We start from the raw sequence: 20108 nt of genomic DNA on the forward strand, positions 1-20108 counted from the left end.
GGCCGCGTCGGTGCCGCCCCCGGTGCCGGCGCTGCCGGCCGAGCCCGTGCGGGCCTTCGACTGGCCGCCGTCCACGCGCATGAGCTACCAGCTGCGCGGCTACTTCCGCGGGCCGGTGCAGGGGCGGGCGCAAGTCGAATGGCTGCGCTCGGGCACGCGCTACCAGGTGCACCTCGACGCCAGCGTGGCGCCGATCTTCTCGCGCCGCATCACCAGCGAGGGCGAGCTCACCGAGCGCGGCCTGGTGCCGCACCGTTTCGAGGGCGAACAGAAGGTGCTGCTGCGTGCGCCGCGGCGCTGGACGCAGCAGTTCGGTCCCGAGCGCATCGTGCTGGCCGATGGCAAGGAGGTCGACACCTTGCCGGGGGCCCAGGACGAGGCCAGCCAGTTCGTGCAGCTGACGTGGCTGTTCACCACCCAGCCAGGTCTGCTGAAGGTGGGCCGATCGATCGAGGTGCCGCTGGCGTTGAACCGCCGCTTCGACCGCTGGATCTACGACGTCAAGGAGATCCAGCAGCTCGAACTGCCCTTCGGGACGGTGGAGACCTACTACGTCAAGCCGCGCCGCGCGACGCAGGACGGCAACATGGCCGCCGAGATCTGGTTCGCGCCGAGCCTGCAGTACCTGCCGGTGCGCATCGTCATCCGGCAGGACGAGACCAACCACATCGACCTGCTGCTCGACAAGCCGCCGTTGCAGGCGGGCGAGCGCTGAGCGCGCGGCCGACTGTCAGGTGAGGAAGCGCGATTCGAAGGAGGCCGCTGCGTCGGCACCGCGCACATTGCGGATCGAGTCGCGTGCCATCACCAGCAGTGGCCGCAGCGTCATCTCGTCCTCGGCGCGTTCGATGCGCATGGCCAGGTCTTCGCCGGCCGGTCCCACGGCGTCGGTCAGGATGCGCACCGCGGCCCGTCGGCGCTCGGCCACGCTGCCGCCGGGACGAGGGCCTTCGGCGATCGGGCGCGGCGGCGGCGGCGCGGGCGCCACGGGTTCGATGTAGCCCTCGCCGGCCAGGCGTTCGAGCACGCCGTCGAAGCGCGACACCATGCCGGCCAGTTGCTCGTCGGAGTGGCGGCCGTCGACGAGGATCAGGGTGCTGCGCAGGCGCGGTTCGAGGCGGTTGGCCCGCGTCTCGATCTCGCTGCGTCCCTTGTCGGTCTTGCGGTAGATTGTGGCCATGCCGTGTGGGAGGAGCCGGCCGGTAGCAACTACCCGGTACCCCCCTAGACTACCAGTCCCTTGGTATGGGTGCATCGGTGTTTCCGTTGGTTGCCCCGTCGCCATCCATCGCCCCACCTCCTGGAGCTCGAATGACCTACGAAACCCTGCTGATCGAGACGCACGGGGCGGGCGAACGCCGCACCGGCCTGATCCGCCTGAACCGCCCCAAGCAGCTCAATGCGCTGAACGACACGCTGATGAACGAGCTGGGGGTCGCGCTGCGCGCCTTCGACGACGACGATGCCATCGGCTGCATCGTGCTCACCGGCAGCGAGAAGGCCTTCGCGGCCGGCGCCGACATCGCCGTGCTGGCCTCGTTCGACTTCGCCCAGGCCTACAAGACCGACCTGATCACCCGCAACTGGGAACACATCCGCTCGGTGCGCAAGCCTGTCATCGGCGCGGTGGCCGGCTTCGCGCTGGGCGGCGGCTGCGAGCTGGCGATGATGTGCGACTTCGTCATCGCGGCCGACACCGCCCGCTTCGGCCAGCCCGAGATCAAGCTGGGCATCATCCCCGGCGCCGGCGGCACCCAGCGCCTGCCGCGCGCGGTGAGCAAGGCCAAGGCGATGGACATGGTGCTCACCGGCCGCATGATGGACGCGGCCGAGGCCGAGCGCGCCGGCCTGGTGTCGCGGGTGGTGCCGGCCGACCGGCTGGTCGACGAGGCGCTGGCCGCCGCGGCGACGATCTGCGAGCTGGGCGCGCTGGCCGTGCTGGCGGCCAAGGAGTGCGTCAACCGCTCGTACGAGGGCACGCTGTCCGACGGCATCATGGTCGAGAGACGCCTGTTCCACGCGCTGTTCGCCACCGAGGACAAGCAGGAGGGCACGGCCGCCTTCCTCGAGAAGCGCAAGCCGGCGTTCCGCCACCGCTGAGTGCCGCCGGCCCGCGGGGCCGGTCTTCCGCGTGCCCTAAGGCGCGAGCCAGCGCATGCCCTGCGTGTCGAACATCGCCCGCCGCCGGCCGTCGGGGTGGAGTTCGAGCCAGTCCATGGCACTGACCTTGCCGTGGATGAGTGCAAAGTGGCCGCGCGTGGCGCGCTCGGGCTCGATGCCCTCGAGCACCGCCCCAGGCGGCAGAGGCGAGAGGTAGTCCTGCGCCGCCGGCGTCATCTTCAGCTGGGCCCAGCGCGACGACACCGCCAGCCCGGCGGTTTCGATCGACAGATCCACCTTCAGGCGAAGCTGCCAGCCCAGGCGGCGCGACCAGGCCAGCAGCATGGCCTGCGGCTGGGCATCGATCTGGCCCACCTTCGGCGAGCGGGCGTCGGTGTACATCGTGAGCCGGTTCTCCTGCTCGCGCACCTCGCGCAGCACCATGCTGCGCAGGTCGAGACCGTCGCCACCGAGGGTGGCCATGCTCATGACGCGCCACTCGTGGTCGTTCTCGCGCGACGCGCGTTCCAGTTCGCGCCAGCAGGCGCTCTGGATCAGGCCCAGCGTTTCGATGCGGCTGTCCATCCGGTCTCCGGTCTTGCGTGGCGAGGGGTCGATGATCGTTGGGTGGCGTTGCCCGCGACCCCAACAGGGTCGCAGGCGGTGTGCGAGCGCGGCGTCCCTCAGCCTTCGCGCCGCAGCGCAGGGAAGAGGATAACGTCTCTGATGCTGGGGCTGTCGGTCAGCAGCATCACCAGGCGGTCGAGGCCGACGCCGCAGCCGCCGGTGGGGGGCATGCCGTATTCGAGCGCGCGGATGAAATCGGCGTCGTAGTACATCGCCTCCTCGTCGCCGGCCTCCTTGTTGGCGGCCTGCGACTGGAAGCGCGCCGCCTGGTCCTCGGCGTCGTTGAGCTCCGAGAAGCCGTTGGCGTACTCGCGGCCGGTGATGAACAGCTCGAAACGCTCGGTGACCGTGGGGTCGGCGTCCGACGCACGGGCCAGCGGCGACACGTCCACCGGGTAGTCGACGATGAAGGTGGGCTGCCACAGCTTGGCCTCGACCACCGCCTCGAACAGGCCGAACTGCAGCTCGGCCAGGCCCCAGTGGGCGGGCACCTCCTCGCCAGCGGCGAGGATCTTGGCGCGCAGCACCTCGGGGTCGGTCGATTCGGCCTCGGTCAGGCCGGCATGCGCCACCAGCGATTCGCGCACCGACAGGCGCGCGAAGGGCTTGTCCAGCTCGACCGGCTTGCCGGCGTAGGTGAGGCTGGCCGAGCCGGTGGCCATTCGCGCGGCGTGGCGCAACAACTGCTCGGTGAAGTCCATCAGGTCGTGGTAGTTCCAGTACGCCGCATAGAACTCCATCATCGTGAACTCGGGGTTGTGCCGGACCGAGATGCCCTCGTTGCGGAAGCTGCGATTGATCTCGAACACGCGCTCGAAGCCACCCACCACCAGGCGCTTGAGGTACAGCTCGGGCGCGATGCGCAGGAACATCTGCTGGTCGAGCGCGTTGTGGTGCGTGGTGAAGGGCTTGGCATTGGCGCCGCCCGGGATCGGGTGCAGCATCGGCGTCTCGACTTCGAGGAACGAGTGCTCGACCATGAAGCTGCGGATCGAGCTGACGGCCTTGCTGCGGGCCACGAAGCGCGCCCGCGCGTGCTCGTCGGTGATCAGGTCGGCGTAGCGCTGGCGGTACTTCTGCTCCTGGTCGCTCATGCCATGGAACTTGTCGGGCAGCGGCCGCAGGCTCTTGGTGAGCAGGCGCAGCGTGGTCACCTTCACCGACAGTTCGCCGGTGCGGGTCTTGAACAGCACGCCCTCGGCGCCGAGGATGTCGCCCAGGTCCCAGTGCTTGAAGGCCTCGTACAAGGCCTCGCCCACCGCGTCCTTGCTGATGAACAGCTGGATGCGGCCATGCGTCTTGCCGAACGAGCCGTCCTGCAGCGTGGCGAAGCTGGCCTTGCCCATCACCCGCTTGAGCATCATGCGGCCGGCCACCGCCACGGCCACGCCCTGCGGCTCGAGCTCTTCGTTGGGCAGTTCGCCGTACTTGTGCTGCAGGTCGCCGGCGTGGTGGCGCGGCTTGAAGTCGTTCGGGAAGGCCACGCCCTGCCGGCGGATGGCGGCCAGTTTCTCGCGCCGCTCGGCGATCAGCTTGTTGTCGTCGTCGAGGGGGAGGCTGTCGTTCGTCATGGTGTGCCGCGGTGGCCGGGGAAAACCCCGAATTGTAGGCAGCCTCGGCGATAATCCGGCCCCGCCCGTACCCGCCCCGCATGCACCTCTCGCACACCCCCGTCACCGATCGCAGGCTGCGCTTCGCGCTGGCGGGTTGCGGCCGCATCGCCGCCAACCACTTCGAGGCCCTGGCGCGCCACGCCGACCGCGCCGAGGTGGTGGCCGTGTGCGACACCGACCCCGCCGCGCTGGCTGCGGCGCAGGCGCGCACCGGCGCCCGCGGCTTCACGGGCTATTCGCAGATGATCGCCGCGCTCGGCGGCGAGGCGCCCGGCGCCGACTGCGTGGTGCTGGCCACCCCCAGCGGCCTGCACCCGCAGCAGACCATCGAGGCCGCCCACGCCGGCCTGCACGTGATGACCGAAAAGCCCATGGCCACGCGCTGGGCCGACGGCCTGGCCATGGTGAAGGCCTGCGACGAGGCCGGCGTGCGCCTCTTCGTCGTCAAGCAGAACCGCCGCAACCGCACGCTGCAGCTGCTGCGCCGGGCGCTGCAGGCCGGGCGCTTCGGGCGCCTGTACATGGTCACCGTCAACGTCTTCTGGTCGCGGCCGCAGAGCTACTACGACTCGGCCGAATGGCGCGGCACCTGGGAATTCGACGGCGGCGCCTTCATGAACCAGGCCAGCCACTACATCGACCTGCTCGACTGGCTGATCGGCCCGGTCGAGAGCGTGATGGCCTACACCGGCACGCTGGCGCGCGACATCGAGGTCGAGGACACCGGCGTGGCCGCGCTCAAGTGGCGCAACGGCGCGATGGGCTCGGTCAACGTCACCATGCTCACGCACCCGAAGAACCTCGAAGGCTCGATCACCGTGCTGGGCGAGAAGGGCTCGGTGCGGGTGGGCGGCGTGGCCGTCAACAAGATCGAGCACTGGGACTTCGCCGAGCCGCACCCGATGGACGCCGAGCTCGACGACGCCAGCTACCAGACCACCTCGGTGTACGGTTTCGGCCACCCGCTGTACTACGACGGCGTCATCGGCACGTTGCGCGGCGAGTGCGAGCCCGAGACCGACGGCCGCGAGGGCCTGAAGAGCCTAGAGCTGCTGATCGCCATGTACCGCTCGGCACGCGACGGCAAGCGCATCAACCTGCCCCTCGAATATTGAGGCGGCATGGGCATCACGGTCCACCCCTCGGCCATCGTCGACGACGGCGCGCAGCTCGGCGATGGCTGCCGCGTCTGGCACTTCGCACACATCAGCGCCGGCGCGCGCATCGGCCGCGGCTGCTCGTTCGGTCAGGGCGTCTACGTCGGCAACGACGTGGCCATCGGCGACAACGTCAAGGTGCAGAACAACGTCTCGGTCTACGACGCGGTCACGCTCGAGGACGACGTGTTCTGCGGCCCCAGCATGGTCTTCACCAACGTGCACAACCCGCGTTCGGCGGTGGTGCGCAAGAACGAGTACCGGCGCACGCTGGTGCGGCGCGGCGCCACGCTGGGCGCCAACTGCACCATCGTCTGCGGCACCACCATCGGCGCGCATGCCTTCGTCGGCGCCGGCGCGGTGGTCAGCCGCGACGTGCCCGATCACGCGCTGGTGGTGGGCGTGCCGGCCCGCCGCATCGGCTGGATGAGCCGCCACGGCGAGCGGCTCGACCTGCCCGTCAGTGGCCACGGCGAGGCGGCCTGCCCCGCGACCGGCGAACGCTACCGCCTCGACGGCGACACCCTCACGCCATGCAATTCACCGACCTGAAGTCGCAGTACGCGGCCCTGAAGACCGACATCGACGCGCGCATCCAGCGCGTGCTCGACCACGGCCAGTACATCATGGGGCCTGAGGTCGCCGAGCTCGAGGCAGCGCTGGCCGGGTTCACCGGCGCGCGCCACTGCATCACCGTGGCCAGCGGCACCGAGGCGCTGCTGATCGCGCTGATGGCGCTCGACCTGCAGCCCGGCGACGAGGTCGTCACCACGCCCTTCACCTTCGCCGCCACCGCCGAGACGATCGTGCTGGCCGGCGCGAAACCGGTGTTCGTCGACATCGAGCCCGACACCTGCAACCTCGATGCGTCGCTGGTCGAGGCCGCCATCGGGCCGCGCACGCGGGCCATCATGCCGGTGAGCCTGTACGGCCAGCTGGCCGACATGGACGCCCTCAACGCCATCGCCGCGCGCCACGGCCTGGCGGTCATCGAGGATGCGGCGCAGAGCTTCGGCGCCAGCTACCAGGGGCGGCGCTCGTGCGCGCTGTCCACCTTCGGCGCCACCAGCTTCTTCCCGAGCAAGCCGCTGGGCTGCTATGGCGACGGCGGTGCGCTGTTCACCGACGACGATCGCCTGGCCCAGGCCGCGCGCGAGATCCGCGTGCACGGCCAGAGCGGGCGCTACCACCACACCCGCGTCGGCGTCGGCGGCCGCATGGACACGCTGCAGTGCGCGGTGGTGCTTGGCAAGCTCGGCCGCTTCGACTGGGAACTGCAGCGTCGCCACGCGCTAGGCGAGCGCTATGCGCGGCTGATCGACGCCAGCGGTGCGCCGCTGCAGCGGCTGGCGGTGCGCGCCGACCGCGACTGCGTCTGGGCCCAGTACACCGTGATGGTCGACGACCGCGCGGCCGTGCAGCGCGCGCTGCAGGCCGCGGGCATCCCCACCGCCGTGCACTACCCGAAGGCGCTGCACCACCAGCCGGCCTACGCCGCCGGCCAGGATCCGGCCGCCTGCCCGCACGCCGTGCGAGCGGCACAGCGCGTGCTGAGCCTGCCGATGAGCGCCGACCTGGCCGAGGCCGACCAGGACCGCGTGGTCGCCGCGCTGGCCGAGGCCTGCCGCCGCACGGCCGCCGCCGCCCCGGCGTGATGGGCCGCGATGGCGTGGTGGCCCGACCTGCGCGAGCGCCTGCGGCCGCGATCGCGGTTCGCCCGCAATGTGTGGCAGGTGGCCTCGGCCAGCGTGCTGGCGCAGGCGCTGCCGCTGCTGGCCGCGCCGCTGCTCACGCGGCTGTACACGCCGGCCGACTTCGGCGCGCTGGCGCTGTTCGCGTCGGTGCTGAGCCTGGGCCTGGCGGTGGCCACGGGGCGTGTCGAGTGGTCGGTGCCCAATGCCCGCAGCGCCGGCATGGCGGCCTGCCTGCTGGTGCTGGGCGCGGGGCTGTTGCTGCTGGCCACCGCCGGGGTGGGTGCCGTGCTGGCGGCGGGTTCGGCATGGCTGCCGGCGGCCTGGCGGTCGCTGGGCCCGGTGGGCTGGCTGCTGCCGCTGGCCCTGCTGGGCGCCGGCGCGCAGCAGTTGTTGGTGGCCTGGCACGTGCGCAGCGGCGAGCTGGCCGCGTCGGGCCGGGCGCGGGTGGCGCAAAGCGTGGCCAACGTGGCGGTGTCACTGGCCGCGGCGCCGCTGTGGTCGGGCCTGCAGGGGCTGTGGGGCCTGGCCGCGGGCGTGGTGGCCGGGGCCTGGTGGGGCCTGCGCACGCTGTGGCGCGGCGCTGCGGGCCTGGGCGCGGTGCTGCGCCGGGTGACGCGTCGGCGCCTGGCGGTGGCGGCGCGGCGCTTCCGGGCCGAGGCCGGCTGGTCGACCGTGGTGTCGGTGGCCAACACCGCCAGCTTCGCCATCGTGCCGCTGCTGCTGGCGCGCCACCACAGCGCCGCCGAGGTGGGCCTGTACGCGCTGATGCAGCGCGTGGCACTGGGGCCGGTGGGCGTGATCGGCGCGGCGGTCAGCCAGAGCTTCTGGGCCGAGGCCGCGCGCCTGGTGCACAGCGACAAGCCGGCGCTGCGCCGGCTCTACCTCGCCAGCACGCGGCGCCTGGCCTGGCTTGCGCTGCCGCTGTCGGCGCTGGCGCTGGCCGGGCCCTGGTACGTGGGGCCGCTGTTCGGCGCGGCGCAGTGGGCGGCGGCCGGCGCGGTGCTGGCGGCCAGCGTGCCGATGCTCGTCGGCCAGGTGGTGGTGTCGCCGCTGTCGCACCTGGTGGTGCACCGGCGCCAGCACTGGCAGGCGCTGTGGGACGCGGCGCGCATCGCCGCGCTGGCGTTGGTCATCGAATGGGCCGGCCGTGCCGGGTGGGGTCTGGCCGCCACGGTGCTGGCCTTGTCCTGGGTGATGGCGGCGATGTACGCCGTGCTGGTGGCGTTGAACCTGCGTGCCTTGCGTGCCGGGTGAGCGTCCCATGAGCCACGCCGACGACTATTACGCCAACTATGGCGGCGAGCCGGTGGCCGACTATGTCGAGCGCCACCTGCGCGGCTCGGCCAGCGAGCGCGAGCGCCTGGCGCAGTTGTGCACGCGGGTGCCCGACGGCGTGGCCACCTTGCTCGACGTCGGTGCCGGGCACGGCCTGTTGCTGGAGGCCCTGCGCGACGCGCGCGGGATCGGCGGCATGGGCATCGAGATCACGCCGGCCAAGGTCGACTATGCCCGCTCGCGCGGCATCGACCTGCGCCTCGGCGATGCGTCGCGGCTCGACTTCGGCGATGCCGAGTTCGATGCCGTAGTCTGCTGCGAGGTGCTGGAGCACCTGCCGTTCGGGGTCTACGAATCGGCGCTGGCCGAACTGGCACGGGTGGCGCGGCGCTGGGTCATCGTCTCGGTGCCCTATGCCGAATGGCGGCACTTCGTGCGCTGCCCGTATTGCCGCGCGTCGGTGAACCCCAACTACCACTTCCGGTCGTTCGACGAGGCGGCGATGCGCAGCCTGCTGCCCGGCTTCGTCGCCGAATCGGTGCAGCCGGTCGGGCGCGAACAGCACGGCATGCTCAAGGCAGTGGTGCGCCGGCTGCGGCCCGACCACTGGCCGTCGCTGCTGGTGTGCCCGTCGTGCGGCTGGCGCGCAGCGCCGGCCGCCGCCGCGGCCGAACCTGGGGCCCAGGCGACGGCGCACGCCGCCTCCGCGCGCCGTTGGCTCGATCGGCTGCCCACCCCGACCCGGCCGCTGTGGTGGGTGGGCGTGTACCGGCGCCAGGGCGCCTGAAGGAACGCGAGATGGCGATACCCGGCATCGGCATGCTCAAGGGGCTGGCGGCGCGCGCGCTGCGCCTGGTGATGCCGCACGATGGCCGCGACAACTCGGCCTACTGGCGCGGCCGCGCGGCCGAGGCCGGGTCGGCCGCGGTGCTGTGGCGCAATGCCACCTACAACGGCCTGGTGCGCGAGCGCGAGTTCGCGCAGATCGCCCCGGTGCTGGCCGCGCTGCCGCCGGGCGCCACGGTGCTCGACATCGGTTGCGGCATCGGCGAAGTGGCGCGCTGGATCATCGCGCAGCGCGCCGACCTGCGGCTGACCGGTGTCGACTTCCCCGAGATGGTCGAGCGTGCGCGCCGCGAGTGGCCGCATGCCGTGCCGGTGGAGTGGGTGGGCGCCAGCGCCGACGAATTCGTGCGGCCGGGCGGCTTCGACCTCGTGCTCTCCTCGGGCTGCTATTCGGCCATCCGGGACCGCGCCAAGTGCGTGCGAGCCCTCGAGGCCGGCTGCGCCGCCGTCAAGCCCGGCGGCGTGATGCTGCTCATCGATCCCTTCCACACCAGCAAGTACCTGGCGCGCGTGCGCATGGGCCCGGCCGAGGTGATCGACCGGGTGCAGGCGCAGGGGCTGCATTGCGAGCATTCCGGCGGCATCCTGTTCTGGCCGTTCCGCGAGTTCCTGTCCAACTCGCGCTGGCCCGAGCGTTGGCTGCCGGGCGCCTTCGCCCTCGGTGAGCGGCTGTTGCCGCGCCTGGGCGAGCGCCTGTGGTCCGACTACAAGGTGCTGCGCTTCCGCAAGCCCTTGCCGTGATGCTGCGCACCAGCCTGCTGTCGGGACTGCTGCTCCAGGCCGCGCCACGCCGGTGGCTGCTGGCCCGGCTGGCCCGGGCCTGGCCCGCGCCGCCCCCGGGCACGCGATTCGGCGCCTACTTCTCCGGCCGTGCGGCCTTGTTCGCGATCGCCCGCAGCCCGGCGTTCACGCGCCGCGTGGCGCTGCTGCCGGCCTACCTGTGCAACGTCGTGCCGCTGGCCTTCGAGCGCGCCGGCTGGCAGGTGCACGGGTACGAGGTCGACGAGCGCTTTATGCCCGACGCCAGCGGCCTGCGCGCGCTGGCCGAGGCCTGCGGCGCCGACCTGCTGCTGCTGGCGCCGCTCTACGGCAGCGACGGCGGCATGGCGCACTGGCTGGGCGACGACGCCGCGGCATGGCGTTCGCGCCGGGGCGTGGCGCTGGTGTTCGACCTGTGCCAGGACGCGGCCCTGCTGCAGCAATTGCTGCGCAGTCCCGGCCCGCGTTGGGCCGCCGTGCTGAGCTTCAACGACAAGAGCTTTCCCGGCGTGATGGGCGCCTGCGCCTGGGGCGACCTGCCGCTGGAGTCGCCGCCGCCGCCCGGCTGGCGCGAACGCTGGCTGCTGGCCGCCTGGGCCCTGCGCAAGTGCCTGCCGGCGCGCCGGTCCGACGCGTCGACGCCGGCGTTCGATCACTCGACGGCCGCCCGGTTCCCCTACGGCTTCGATCCGCTCGGGGCCAGTGCGCTGCAGTTGGCGCTCGGCCTTGTCGGCCTGGCAAGGTTGCCGCGCTGGGTGGCGCGACGCCGCGACGCCGTTGCACGGGGCGACGTGCACCCGCTGCCACTGCCCTTCAGCACCGGCGCACCGTTCGTCGTCGTCGATGCGGCCGATCCGGCGCGGCACCGCCGCAAGCGCCCCTACGCCCTGGCGCACGACGCCAACGCCAGCCTGCGGCCGCAACTGGTGGTGCGTCACAACAAGGGCTTCGACGACCGATGAGCCCGCTGCCCCACCGCCGGATCGACCGCCTGCGGCGCTGCGGCGCGTCGCGCACGAGCCTGGCCGCGCCATGACACCAGCGGTGCTCGGCCAGACCCACTCGTCGTGGATCAACGCCTGGACGCTGAGACGCGCTTGCGCGCCGCTCGGCGTGGACCTTCGCGTGCCGGCCGGGCCGCGCGAACTGCCCCTCCCGATGCTGGCCCCGGGCGCCAGGCCGCAATGGCAGTTCTTCACCGAGGAAGCCTCGCTGCGCGAGGGCCTGCAGGGTCGCCTGTCGGGGCACTTCTGGCCGGCGCAGTTTCCGCAGGACCTGCTCGACGACAAGTGGGCCTTCGCGCAATGGCTGGCCGAGGCGCCTGCCGGCCCCGCCGGGCTGCCGCAGTGGCCGATCGACTGCGCCGGACAGGCCACGCCGCCCTGGCAGTGGCCGGTGCTACTGAAGGCCCGCCACTCCTGGCGCGGCGAGGTCAAGCTGCCGCGCGGCTGGGTCTGCCGCGACGCCGCCGCGCTGCAGGCGGCGCTGGCCGCGCTGCCGGCGCAGGGGCTGCGGCCGGAGTGGTTCTTCCTGCAGGCCTGGCTGGGCGAGGCGCCGCTGCGGCTGCTGTCGGTGGGCGGCTTCTTCGACGCCGACGACGAGGCGCGCAACCTGGCCTGCGTCACCGAGCGGCTGGCCGGCTACGGCGAGGGGCTCAGCTCGTCGGCCGCGCTGGCCACCGTGGCCGACGAGCTCGGCCTGGTGGCGCAGGCCGAGGCAGTGCTGCGGCGGCTGCGCTTTCGCGGGCCCTACGAGATGGAGTTCATCGCGCAGGCCGGCGCGCCGTGCCGCGTGCTGGAGCTGAACCCGCGCTTCTGGATGCAGCACGGCATCTACCTGGCCGCGGGCAACGGCCTGGTCAAGCGCTACCTGGGCCTGGACACGGACGCCGACCGGGCCGCGCCGCCGCCGTCGTCGGTGCTGTGGGTGGACGGCGTGTGGCTGTGGCGCCGGCTGCTGCGCCTCGATTTCTCCGTGGTGCGCCTGCTGCGCTCGGGCGGGCGGCGGCGCGTGGTCTGCCCCTCGCTGCCGGCAGTGCTGGCCGCGTCGCTGTGGCGTTTGGCGGGGGGCGCACGGTGAGCGACGCCACGCCCCTGGTGCTGCACGCCCCGGCCCGCCGCGCGCCCGAACTGTCGTGGGTGGCCGAGATGCTGCTCGGCCGCTTCCTCGGCCTGCCGTGGCGGCTGCAGTTGCACGACGCCGGCGAGGTGCGCCTGCAGGCGCCCGGCGGCGACGTGGTCTGGCCCGATGTCTTTCTCTCGGGCGCCGACGGCCAGTGGCGCGCCCCGGCCACGCTGCCATCGCTGCCGTTCGCCGAGTGGCCGGTGCCCGATGCCGCGCTGCGCGAGCGCCTGGGCCAGTCGACGCTGCCGGTGCTGTTCGGCGACGGCCGATTCGACACCGCGCCAGGACGCGTGCGCCTGCCGATCGACCTCACCGGCACCTGCTTCTTCCTGCTGTCGCGCTACGAGGAAGGCGTGGCCGGCGCGCCGCGCGATGCGCACGGCCGCTTCGGCGCCCGCGCCTCGCTGCCGCACCGTGCCGGGCTGGGCCAGCGCCCGCTGGTCGACGAACTGGTCGAGCTGCTGTGGTGGGCGCTGGCACCGCTGGCACCGGCGCTGCGCCGGCTGCAACGGCGGCCGAGCCTGTGGGTGAGCTGCGATGTCGACGCGCCCTACTCGGCGGCCGGCCGCAGTTGGGGCAAGGCCCTGCGCCAGGCCGGTTCGGCGCTGCTCCACGAGCGCAGCCCGCGGTTGGCCGGCCAGGCGCTGCTGCACGCCACCGCGGCCCGGCTGGGCACGCAGCGCTACGACCCCTACGACACCTTCGACTGGATGCTCGAGGCCAACGAGCGGGCCGGCCACCGCATGACCTTCTTCTTCCTGTCGGTGCGGCAGCCCCAGCCCATCGACGGCAGCTACGAACTGGACGAGCCCCGCATCGCGGCGCTGCTGCGCCGCATCGCCGACCGCGGCCATGCCATCGGCCTGCACGGCAGCTACCGCAGCATCGACGAGCCCGAACGCCTGGTCGGCGAGCTCGACGGCCTGCGCCGGGCCGTGGTGCGCGCCCGCGGCGACCTGGCCGCCATCGGCAGCCGCCAGCACTACCTGCGCTGGCGCACGCCCGGCACGGCGCGCCTGCTCGACGGCCTGGGCCTGGCCTACGACTCGACGCTGGGCTTTGCCGACGGCCCGGGCTTCCGCTGCGGCACCTGCCATGCGTTCCCGCTGTTCGACCTCGACGCGCGCCGCGGCCTGACGCTCGTCGAGCGGCCGCTGGTGCTGATGGAGGCCACGGTGCTGTCGAAGCACTACATGGGCCTGGGCCACGGCCCCCGCGCGCTCGACCTGATGCTGGGCCTGAAGGCCACCTGCGCCCGCTTCGGCGGCGAGTTCTCGCTGCTGTGGCACAACAGCAATTTCGGCCACCCGGCGGCGCGGTCCATGTACCTTCGGCTGATCGAGCCGGTGGCATGAACATCCTGCTGCTCAACCACTACGCGGGCAGCCCGGCGCTGGGCATGGAGTACCGCCCGTACTACCTGGCCCGCGAGTGGGTGCGCACCGGCCACCGGGTGCAGGTGGTGGCGGGCGCGTGGTCGCATGTGCGCGCGCGACAGCCCGCCCCGGGCGACGAGGTGGTCGACGGCATCGCCTACCGCTGGCTGCCGCTGCCGGCCTACCGCGGCAACGGCATCGGCCGGGCCTGGAACATCGGGCGCTTCCTGTGGCAGGTGTGGCGGCAGGCCGACCGCCTGGTGGCCGAGTGCCGGCCCGACGTGGTGATCGCCTCCAGCACCTACCCGATGGACATCTGGGTGGCGCGCCACCTGGCCCGGCGCGCCGGGGCCCTGCTGGTGTTCGAGGTGCACGACCTGTGGCCGCTGTCGCCGATCGAGCTGTCCGGCATGTCGCCCGGCCACCCCTTCATCCGCCTGTGCCGCCTGGCCGAGGGCACGGCCTACCGCGACGCCGACCGGGTGGTGTCGATGCTGCCGCGGGTGCACGAGTACATGGCCTCGCGCGGGCTGGACCTGCGCAAGCTGCACATCGTGCCCAACGGCATCACGGTCGACGAATGGCAGGGCGAGGGCGAGCCGCTGCGCGAGGACGTGGCCGCGGCCATCGACGCGCTGCGCGGCGCCGGTCGCACGGTGGTCGGCTACGCTGGTTCGATGGGCCTGCCCAATGCGCTGGACGTGCTGCTCGACGCCGCCGCACGGCTGCGCGACGAGCCCATCGGCATCGTGATGGTCGGCGACGGGCTCGAGCGCGAGCGCCTGGCGCGCCGCATCGCCGATGAGGGCCTGGCGAATGTGCGGCTGCTGCCGCCGATCGCCAAGGCGCAGATCCCGTCGCTGCTGCGCCGGCTGGACATCGCCTACATCGGCTGGCAGCGGGTGCCGATCTACCGCTTCGGCATCGCGCCCAACAAGCTGATGGACTACATGATGGCCGGCTGCGCCGTGCTGCACTCGGTGGAGGCCGGCAACGACCCGGTGGCCGAGAGCGGCTGCGGGCTCACCGTCGAGCCCGAGTCGCCCGAGGCGGTGGCCCAGGGCCTGCGCCGCCTCGCCGCCACGCCGCCGGCCGAACGCCGCGCGATGGGCGAGGGCGGCCGCGCCTTCGTGCTGGCCCAGCACACCTACCCGGTGCTGGCGGCGCGCTTCCTGCAGGCGATGGCGCGATGACCGACCCGGCCCGCCGCGACGAGCCGAACGTGGTGCCCGGGCCCGACGAGCCGAGCCTCGTCACCGCGCGCTACGCCCGCCGCGCGGCCACCGACCGCTACAGCCTGCTGCGGCCCGACGTGTGGCACACCGTGCAGGAGCGCCAGCGCGCGATGCTGCAGCTGTTCGCCGCGCTGGGCTGGCACGATCTGTCGCAGCGGCGCGCCGCCGAGGTCGGCTGCGGCCACGGCGGCAACCTGCTCGAACTGCTGCGACTGGGCTTCGCGCCCGAGCACCTGCGCGGCGCCGAGCTGCTGCCCGAGCGCATCGCGCAGGCGCGCCACGTGCTGCCCGACGCGCTGCCGCTGTGGCAGGGCGATGCCACCCAGTGGCCGGTGCCGCCGGGCAGCCAGCACCTGGTGCTGCAGTCCACCGTGTTCTCGTCGCTGCTGGACGATGCCTTCCAGCAGCGCCTGGCCGACGCGATGTGGTCGTGGGTGATGCCCGGTGGCGGCGTGCTGTGGTACGACTTCACCTACGACAACCCGCGCAACCCCGACGTGCGCGGCGTGCCGCTGGCGCGCGTGCGCGAACTGTTCCCGCAGGCACGGCTGCGCGTGCGCCGGGTGACGCTGGCGCCGCCGATCGCCCGCGCCGTGTGCCGGCTGCACCCGTCGCTGTACACCCTGTGCAACTGGCTGCCCGTGCTGCGCACGCACGTGCTGGCCTGGCTGGAGAAACCCGTTCGATGAGCACCCCGTTCCTGCCTTTCGCCCTGCCCGAGATCGGCGACGACGAGATCGCCGAGGTCGTCGACACGCTGAAGTCCGGCTGGGTCACCACCGGCCCCAAGGCCAAGCGCTTCGAGGCCGATTTCGCCGCCTTCCTGGGCGACCCGGCGCTGCATTGCATCGCCGTCAACTCGGCCACCGCCGGGCTGCACCTGGCGCTCGAGGGCTTGGGGCTAGGCCCGGGCGACGAGGTCATCACCACCACCCACACCTTCACCGCCACCGCCGAGGTGGTGCGCTACCTGGGCGCCGACGTGAAGCTGGTCGACATCGATCCCTCCACGCTCAACATCGACCCGGCCGCGGTGGCCGCGGCGATCACGCCGCGCACCCGGGCGCTGATGCCGGTGCACTACGGCGGCCTGGCGGCCGACATGGCGGCGATCCACGACATCGCCCGTGCGCACGACCTGCACGTGGTCGAGGACGCGGCCCACGCGCTGCCCACCACCCACGGTGGCCGGCTCGTCGGCACGCTGGACAGCGCGGCCACCGTCTTCAGCTTCTACGCCAACAAGACCATCACCACCGGCGAGGGCGGCATGCTGGTCACCCGCGACGCCGCGCTGGCCCAGCGCGCCCGCACCATGCGCCTGCACGGCATGAGTCGCGACGCCTTCGACCGCTTCACCGCCACCGTGCCGAGCTGGTACTACGAGGTCGTGGCGCCGGGCTTCAAGTACAACCTCACCGACATCGCCGCGGCCATCGGCCTGCACCAGCTGAAGAAGGCCCACGCCTTCCAGCAGAAGCGAGCGGCCATCGCCGCCCGCTACACCGAGGCGCTGGCCGGGCTGCCAGTGGTCACCGCGCCGCTGCCGCCGGCCGGCGAGCGCCACGCCTGGCACCTGTACCCGCTGCGCCTGACCGACGGCGTGGCCCTCGGTCGGGACGCCTTCATCGAGCGCCTGTACGCGCTGGGCATCGGCTGCAGCGTGCACTACATCCCGCTGCACCTGCAGCCCTACTGGCGCGACCGCTATCAGCTGAAGGCGGCGGACTTCCCGCACAGCCAGCACGCCTATGAGCGCATGCTGTCGCTGCCCATCTACACCCGCATGACCGACGCCGACGTCGAGCGCGTGGTCGAGGCCGTGCGCACGGTGCTTGCCGCCGCCTGATCGCGCCGTCGCCTCGCCCAGCCCGCCCATGGCCAAGCGCCTGTTCGACCTGCTCGCGGCCGGCCTCGGCCTGCTGCTGATCGCGCCGCTGCTGCTGGTCGTGGCCCTGGTGGTGCGGCTCGACTCGCCGGGGCCGGTGTTCTTCCGGCAGGAACGGGTGGGGCGCCACGGGCGGCTGTTCCGCATCCACAAGTTCCGCACCATGCGCGTGGACGCGCCGTCGCTGGGCCCGGCCGTCACCGTGGGTGCCGACCCGCGCATCACCCGCGCCGGCCGCGTGCTGCGGCACTGGCGGCTGGACGAGCTGCCGCAGTTCCTCGACGTGCTGGCCGGCGACATGAGCCTGGTCGGCCCGCGGCCCGAGGTGCCGCGCTACGTGGCCCACTACCCCGAGGACCTGAAGGCCCGGGTGCTGTCGGTGCGGCCCGGCCTCACCGACCCCGCGGCGCTGGCCTACATCGACGAGGCCACGCTGCTGGCCGGCGCCGCCGACCCCGAGGCCGTGTACGTGCGCGAGATCCTGCCGCGCAAGCTGGCCGCGCAGGTGGCCTATGCCGACCGCGCCACGCTGGCCACCGACGTGGCCGTGCTGTGGCGCACGCTGCGCGTGCTGCTCGGCCGTTGACGGGCCGCAGGTCCCGACCTCGTCGCGCCCGTACCATCGCAGCCGATGAGCCATCTCGCGCCAACCCGGTTGCCCGGCAGCACCACCGACCCGCGCGGCGCGATGGCGCCGGCCGTGCGGGCCAAGGCGGCCGCTCCCGGCCGCATCCGGCGGCGCACTCGACGCGCAAGGTAGCCCGATGACCGTCTGGCACCGCATCGACCGCCTGCTGGCCCGGCTGCGCCCGCACCGTGAGGCGCTGTCGCTGGCCATCGACGCCACGGTGGTGGTGCTGGCCTGGAACGCCACCTACCTGTTCCGCCTCGGCTTCGAGCGCTGGATCAGCGCGCGGCCGGGCTACGACGGCTGGGTGCTGCTGGGCATCGTCGCCGGCTACGGCGTGGTCTTCGTCGCTCTGCGCGTGCCGCAGGGGCTGTGGCGCTTCTCGGGCTTCGGCGAGATCAAGCGGCTGGCGGCGGCCTGTGCCATCGCCGGGCTGGCCTCGGCGGTGGTGGTGCTGATGCTGCAGTTGCGCCAGGTGCCGCGCGCGGTGCTGGCGCTGCACCCGGTGGTGGCGCTGATGGGCCTGGCGCTGGTGCGGCTGGGCTACCGCGCGCTGTACGAGCACGTGCGCGCGCGCATCAGCGGCGCGCCCGACGAGGCCCGCCGCGCGCTGGTGATGGGCGCCGGCGAGGCCGCGCGGCGGCTGCTGGCGGGCATCCACCGCCAGGGCTGGATCATCGTCGGCCTGCTCGACGACGACCCCGCCAAGCAGGGCGCGCGCATCGCCGAGGTGCCGGTGCTGGGCCCGCTGGACGCGGTGGTGGCCGAGGCGCAGCGCACCGCGGCCACTCACGTCATCGTGGCGCTGCCGGCGGCGCGGGCCTCGCAGCGCCGGCGGGCGCTGGCGCTGGCCGCGCCCACCGGGCTGGCCGTGCTCACCGTGCCCTCGGCGGACGAGTTGCGCGACGGCCGCGCCGCCATCGACCGCGTGCGCGACATCGAGCCCGAAGACCTGCTCGGCCGCGAGCCGGTGCACCTGGACGAGTCCGGCATCGCCGAGGTGCTGGGCGGCGCCACCGTGCTGGTCACCGGTGCCGGCGGCAGCATCGGCAGCGAGCTGTGCCGGCAGGTGGCGCGGCTGCACCCGGCCAGGCTGGTGCTGATCGAGCTGAACGAGTTCAACCTGTACAGCCTCGAGCAGTCGCTGACGGCCGAGTTCCCGGGCCTGCCGCTGGTGCGCCTGGTGGGCGACGTTAAGGATCTGTCGCAGATGCGCCGGGTGATGGCGCAGTGGCGGCCGCGCGTGGTCTTCCATGCCGCGGCCTACAAGCACGTGCCGCTGATGGAAGAGCACAACGCCTGGGCCGCGCTGTGCAACAACACGCTGGGCACCTGCCACGCGGCGCAGGCGGCCGCCGAGGCCGGCGTCGAGCGCTTCGTGCTGATCAGCACCGACAAGGCGGTGAACCCGACCAACGTGATGGGCGCCACCAAGCGCGCGGCGGAGCGGGTGATCTCAGCCCTGGCCGCGGCGCACCCGGGCACGCGCTTCATGGCCGTGCGCTTCGGCAACGTGCTGGGCTCGTCGGGCAGCGTGATCCCGAAGTTCAAGGAGCAGATCGCCGCCGGCGGGCCGGTCACGGTCACGCACCCCGAGATCATCCGTTACTTCATGACCATCCCCGAGGCGGCGCGCCTGGTGCTGCAGGCCGCGGCCATCGGCCAGACCGGCCAGGTGCTGGTGCTCGACATGGGCGAGCCGGTGAAGATCGTCGACCTGGCGCGCGACCTGATCCGCCTGTCCGGCCACGGCCTGGACGAGATCGCGATCGAGTTCACCGGCCTGCGCCCCGGCGAGAAGCTCTACGAAGAACTGCTCGCCGACGCCGACACCACCGTGCCCACGCCGGTGCCGCGGCTGCGCGTGGCCCGGCTGCGCGAGGACGCCGATGCCGGCGCTGCGCTCGACTGGCTGAAGCGCTGCATGGCCGAGGGCGCGCTGGACGACGCGGCCGTGCGCGAGCGCCTGCGCGACGTGGTGCCCGAGTACCGGCCGGCCTGATCGCGCGCGGCCGGGTCGCCTGGCCGCCTACTTCTTGCGTTGGCGTTCGGCCACGGCCACCACCACCGGCGCTGTCGGCAGCGCCTGGCCCGCCGGTTCGTGCGACTTCTTCGGTTTCTTCGCTTCCTTGTTGCCGCGTTGGCCCTTGGTCATGCCCATCTCCTTGGATCGGGGGGCCGGACGGCCCCGTGCCCGGATGCTGCGCCCGCGGCGCCCGGCCTTTCCGTTCGTTGCCGCACCGACACGGCGCTGCGCCGGCGGGTCCGACCGAATCGACCCGACAATGGCCGCCATGGAACGCTCCACCCGCCAACGCACCGCCATCCGCGACGCCATCGTCGCGGCCGGGCGGCCGGTGCTTGCCCAGGAGGTGCTGGCGCAGGCGCAGGCCGACGTGCCGGCGCTGGGCCTGGCCACGGTTTACCGCAACCTCAAGCTGATGGTCGACGAGGGCGAGCTGCGCCAGGTGCTGCTGCCCGGCGAGAACCCGCGCTACGAACTGGCCGGCCACGCCCACCACCACCACTTCCAGTGCACCGGCTGCCAGCGCGTGTTCGACGTGCACGCCTGCCCGGGCGACCTGGGCCGGCTGGCCCCGGCCGGCTTCACCGTCGAGGACCACGACCTCACCTTGTACGGCCGTTGCACCGATTGCCAGGGCCCTGCGGCCCGCGCCCGCCGCGCCGGGCGTTGAGCCAGCGGGCCGCCATGCGGCGACCGCTTGGCGGCCGAGGGGGTATTATTGCGAAGCTGTTCGCAATAAGCCCGCCCGATGAAGCCCCCC

Annotated in this window: 21 protein-coding genes; 17 read left to right on the top strand and 4 right to left on the bottom strand. The window is 72.9% G+C overall.

All coding sequences use genetic code 11. From position 1 onward, the window contains the following. Positions 1-715 (top strand): DUF3108 domain-containing protein (locus tag EOINJALH_RS03100; protein ID WP_144289835.1); only part of this gene is annotated, 715 nt, incomplete at its 5' end. Positions 716-730: 15 nt separating this feature from the next. Here the strand turns inward: EOINJALH_RS03100 and EOINJALH_RS03105 are convergent. Continuing rightward, positions 731-1180: a hypothetical protein gene (locus EOINJALH_RS03105; protein ID WP_088278850.1), complete on the bottom strand. Its 450-nt coding sequence runs from the start codon at positions 1178-1180 to the stop codon at positions 731-733. 131 nt (positions 1181-1311) lie between these two features. Between EOINJALH_RS03105 and EOINJALH_RS03110 the strand changes: the two genes are divergently transcribed. Then, the gene (locus EOINJALH_RS03110; RefSeq protein ID WP_088278851.1) at positions 1312-2100 is read left to right on the top strand and encodes an enoyl-CoA hydratase; all 789 of its coding nucleotides are present in this window, start codon (positions 1312-1314) and stop codon (positions 2098-2100) included. 36 nt (positions 2101-2136) lie between these two features. Here the strand turns inward: EOINJALH_RS03110 and EOINJALH_RS03115 are convergent, their stop codons facing one another. Together EOINJALH_RS03115 and lysS are read right to left on the bottom strand one after the other, a co-directional pair. Beyond that, positions 2137-2685: a pyridoxamine 5'-phosphate oxidase family protein gene (locus EOINJALH_RS03115; RefSeq protein ID WP_088278852.1), complete on the bottom strand. Its 549-nt coding sequence runs from the start codon at positions 2683-2685 to the stop codon at positions 2137-2139. A 98-nt stretch (positions 2686-2783) separates the two neighbouring features. Then, on the bottom strand, positions 2784-4298 hold the full coding sequence (gene lysS / locus EOINJALH_RS03120; RefSeq protein ID WP_088278853.1) for a lysine--tRNA ligase: 1515 nt from the start codon (positions 4296-4298) through the stop codon (positions 2784-2786). An 80-nt stretch (positions 4299-4378) separates the two neighbouring features. Between lysS and EOINJALH_RS03125 the strand changes: the two genes are divergently transcribed. From EOINJALH_RS03125 to EOINJALH_RS03190, 14 genes are all read left to right on the top strand, one after another. Beyond that, entirely contained in the window at positions 4379-5455 is a 1077-nt protein-coding gene (locus EOINJALH_RS03125) for a Gfo/Idh/MocA family protein (RefSeq protein ID WP_088278854.1), read from the top strand. Between the two features lie 6 nt (positions 5456-5461). After that, positions 5462-6049, top strand: coding sequence for an acyltransferase (locus EOINJALH_RS03130; protein ID WP_088278855.1), 588 nt, complete (start codon positions 5462-5464; stop codon positions 6047-6049). Then, complete coding sequence (locus EOINJALH_RS03135) at positions 6031-7152, top strand: DegT/DnrJ/EryC1/StrS aminotransferase family protein (RefSeq protein ID WP_088278856.1); 1122 nt, start codon at positions 6031-6033, stop codon at positions 7150-7152. Before EOINJALH_RS03130 ends, EOINJALH_RS03135 begins: the two co-directional genes overlap by 19 nt. 9 nt (positions 7153-7161) lie before the next feature. Beyond that, positions 7162-8445 carry an oligosaccharide flippase family protein gene (locus EOINJALH_RS03140; RefSeq protein ID WP_088278857.1) on the top strand — a complete coding sequence of 428 codons (1284 nt, stop codon included), beginning with the start codon at positions 7162-7164 and terminating at the stop codon, positions 8443-8445. A 7-nt stretch (positions 8446-8452) separates the two neighbouring features. Further along, entirely contained in the window at positions 8453-9253 is an 801-nt protein-coding gene (locus tag EOINJALH_RS03145; protein WP_088278858.1) for a bifunctional 2-polyprenyl-6-hydroxyphenol methylase/3-demethylubiquinol 3-O-methyltransferase UbiG, read from the top strand. A gap of 11 nt (positions 9254-9264) precedes the next feature. Further along, on the top strand, positions 9265-10053 hold the full coding sequence (locus EOINJALH_RS03150; protein WP_158219635.1) for a bifunctional 2-polyprenyl-6-hydroxyphenol methylase/3-demethylubiquinol 3-O-methyltransferase UbiG: 789 nt from the start codon (positions 9265-9267) through the stop codon (positions 10051-10053). Further along, positions 10050-11033 carry a hypothetical protein gene (locus EOINJALH_RS31575; protein WP_158219636.1) on the top strand — a complete coding sequence of 328 codons (984 nt, stop codon included), beginning with the start codon at positions 10050-10052 and terminating at the stop codon, positions 11031-11033. Before EOINJALH_RS03150 ends, EOINJALH_RS31575 begins: the two co-directional genes overlap by 4 nt. Positions 11034-11103: 70 nt before the next feature. Then, entirely contained in the window at positions 11104-12150 is a 1047-nt protein-coding gene (locus EOINJALH_RS03160; RefSeq protein WP_144289836.1) for a hypothetical protein, read from the top strand. Further along, complete coding sequence (locus tag EOINJALH_RS03165) at positions 12147-13550, top strand: polysaccharide deacetylase family protein (protein WP_144289837.1); 1404 nt, start codon at positions 12147-12149, stop codon at positions 13548-13550. Before EOINJALH_RS03160 ends, EOINJALH_RS03165 begins: the two co-directional genes overlap by 4 nt. Beyond that, positions 13547-14764: a glycosyltransferase family 4 protein gene (locus EOINJALH_RS03170; RefSeq protein WP_088278863.1), complete on the top strand. Its 1218-nt coding sequence runs from the start codon at positions 13547-13549 to the stop codon at positions 14762-14764. Before EOINJALH_RS03165 ends, EOINJALH_RS03170 begins: the two co-directional genes overlap by 4 nt. Further along, positions 14761-15495, top strand: coding sequence for a class I SAM-dependent methyltransferase (locus tag EOINJALH_RS03175; RefSeq protein WP_088278864.1), 735 nt, complete (start codon positions 14761-14763; stop codon positions 15493-15495). The genes EOINJALH_RS03170 and EOINJALH_RS03175 overlap by 4 nt, the downstream gene beginning before the upstream one ends. Next, positions 15492-16655, top strand: coding sequence for a DegT/DnrJ/EryC1/StrS aminotransferase family protein (locus EOINJALH_RS03180; RefSeq protein ID WP_088278865.1), 1164 nt, complete (start codon positions 15492-15494; stop codon positions 16653-16655). The genes EOINJALH_RS03175 and EOINJALH_RS03180 overlap by 4 nt, the downstream gene beginning before the upstream one ends. 28 nt (positions 16656-16683) lie before the next feature. Continuing rightward, positions 16684-17280, top strand: a complete 597-nt coding sequence (locus EOINJALH_RS03185; RefSeq protein ID WP_088278866.1) for a sugar transferase — start codon at positions 16684-16686, stop codon at positions 17278-17280. 178 nt (positions 17281-17458) lie between these two features. Then, positions 17459-19324, top strand: coding sequence for a nucleoside-diphosphate sugar epimerase/dehydratase (locus tag EOINJALH_RS03190; RefSeq protein ID WP_088278867.1), 1866 nt, complete (start codon positions 17459-17461; stop codon positions 19322-19324). Positions 19325-19351: 27 nt separating this feature from the next. On the opposite strand, the gene EOINJALH_RS33115 is transcribed toward EOINJALH_RS03190, so the two are convergent. Further along, on the bottom strand, positions 19352-19477 hold the full coding sequence (locus EOINJALH_RS33115) for a hypothetical protein (RefSeq protein WP_255406948.1): 126 nt from the start codon (positions 19475-19477) through the stop codon (positions 19352-19354). 139 nt (positions 19478-19616) lie between these two features. Here EOINJALH_RS33115 and EOINJALH_RS03195 point away from each other — a divergent pair, with 139 nt between their 5' ends. Beyond that, a complete protein-coding gene (locus EOINJALH_RS03195) occupies positions 19617-20018 on the top strand; it encodes a Fur family transcriptional regulator (protein ID WP_088278868.1) in 402 nt (133 codons plus the stop codon). The last annotated feature ends 90 nt before the right edge of the window (positions 20019-20108 follow it).

Source organism: Ideonella sp. A 288 (assembly GCF_002198735.1).
Classification (GTDB): Bacteria; Pseudomonadota; Gammaproteobacteria; order Burkholderiales; family Burkholderiaceae_C; genus Pseudaquabacterium.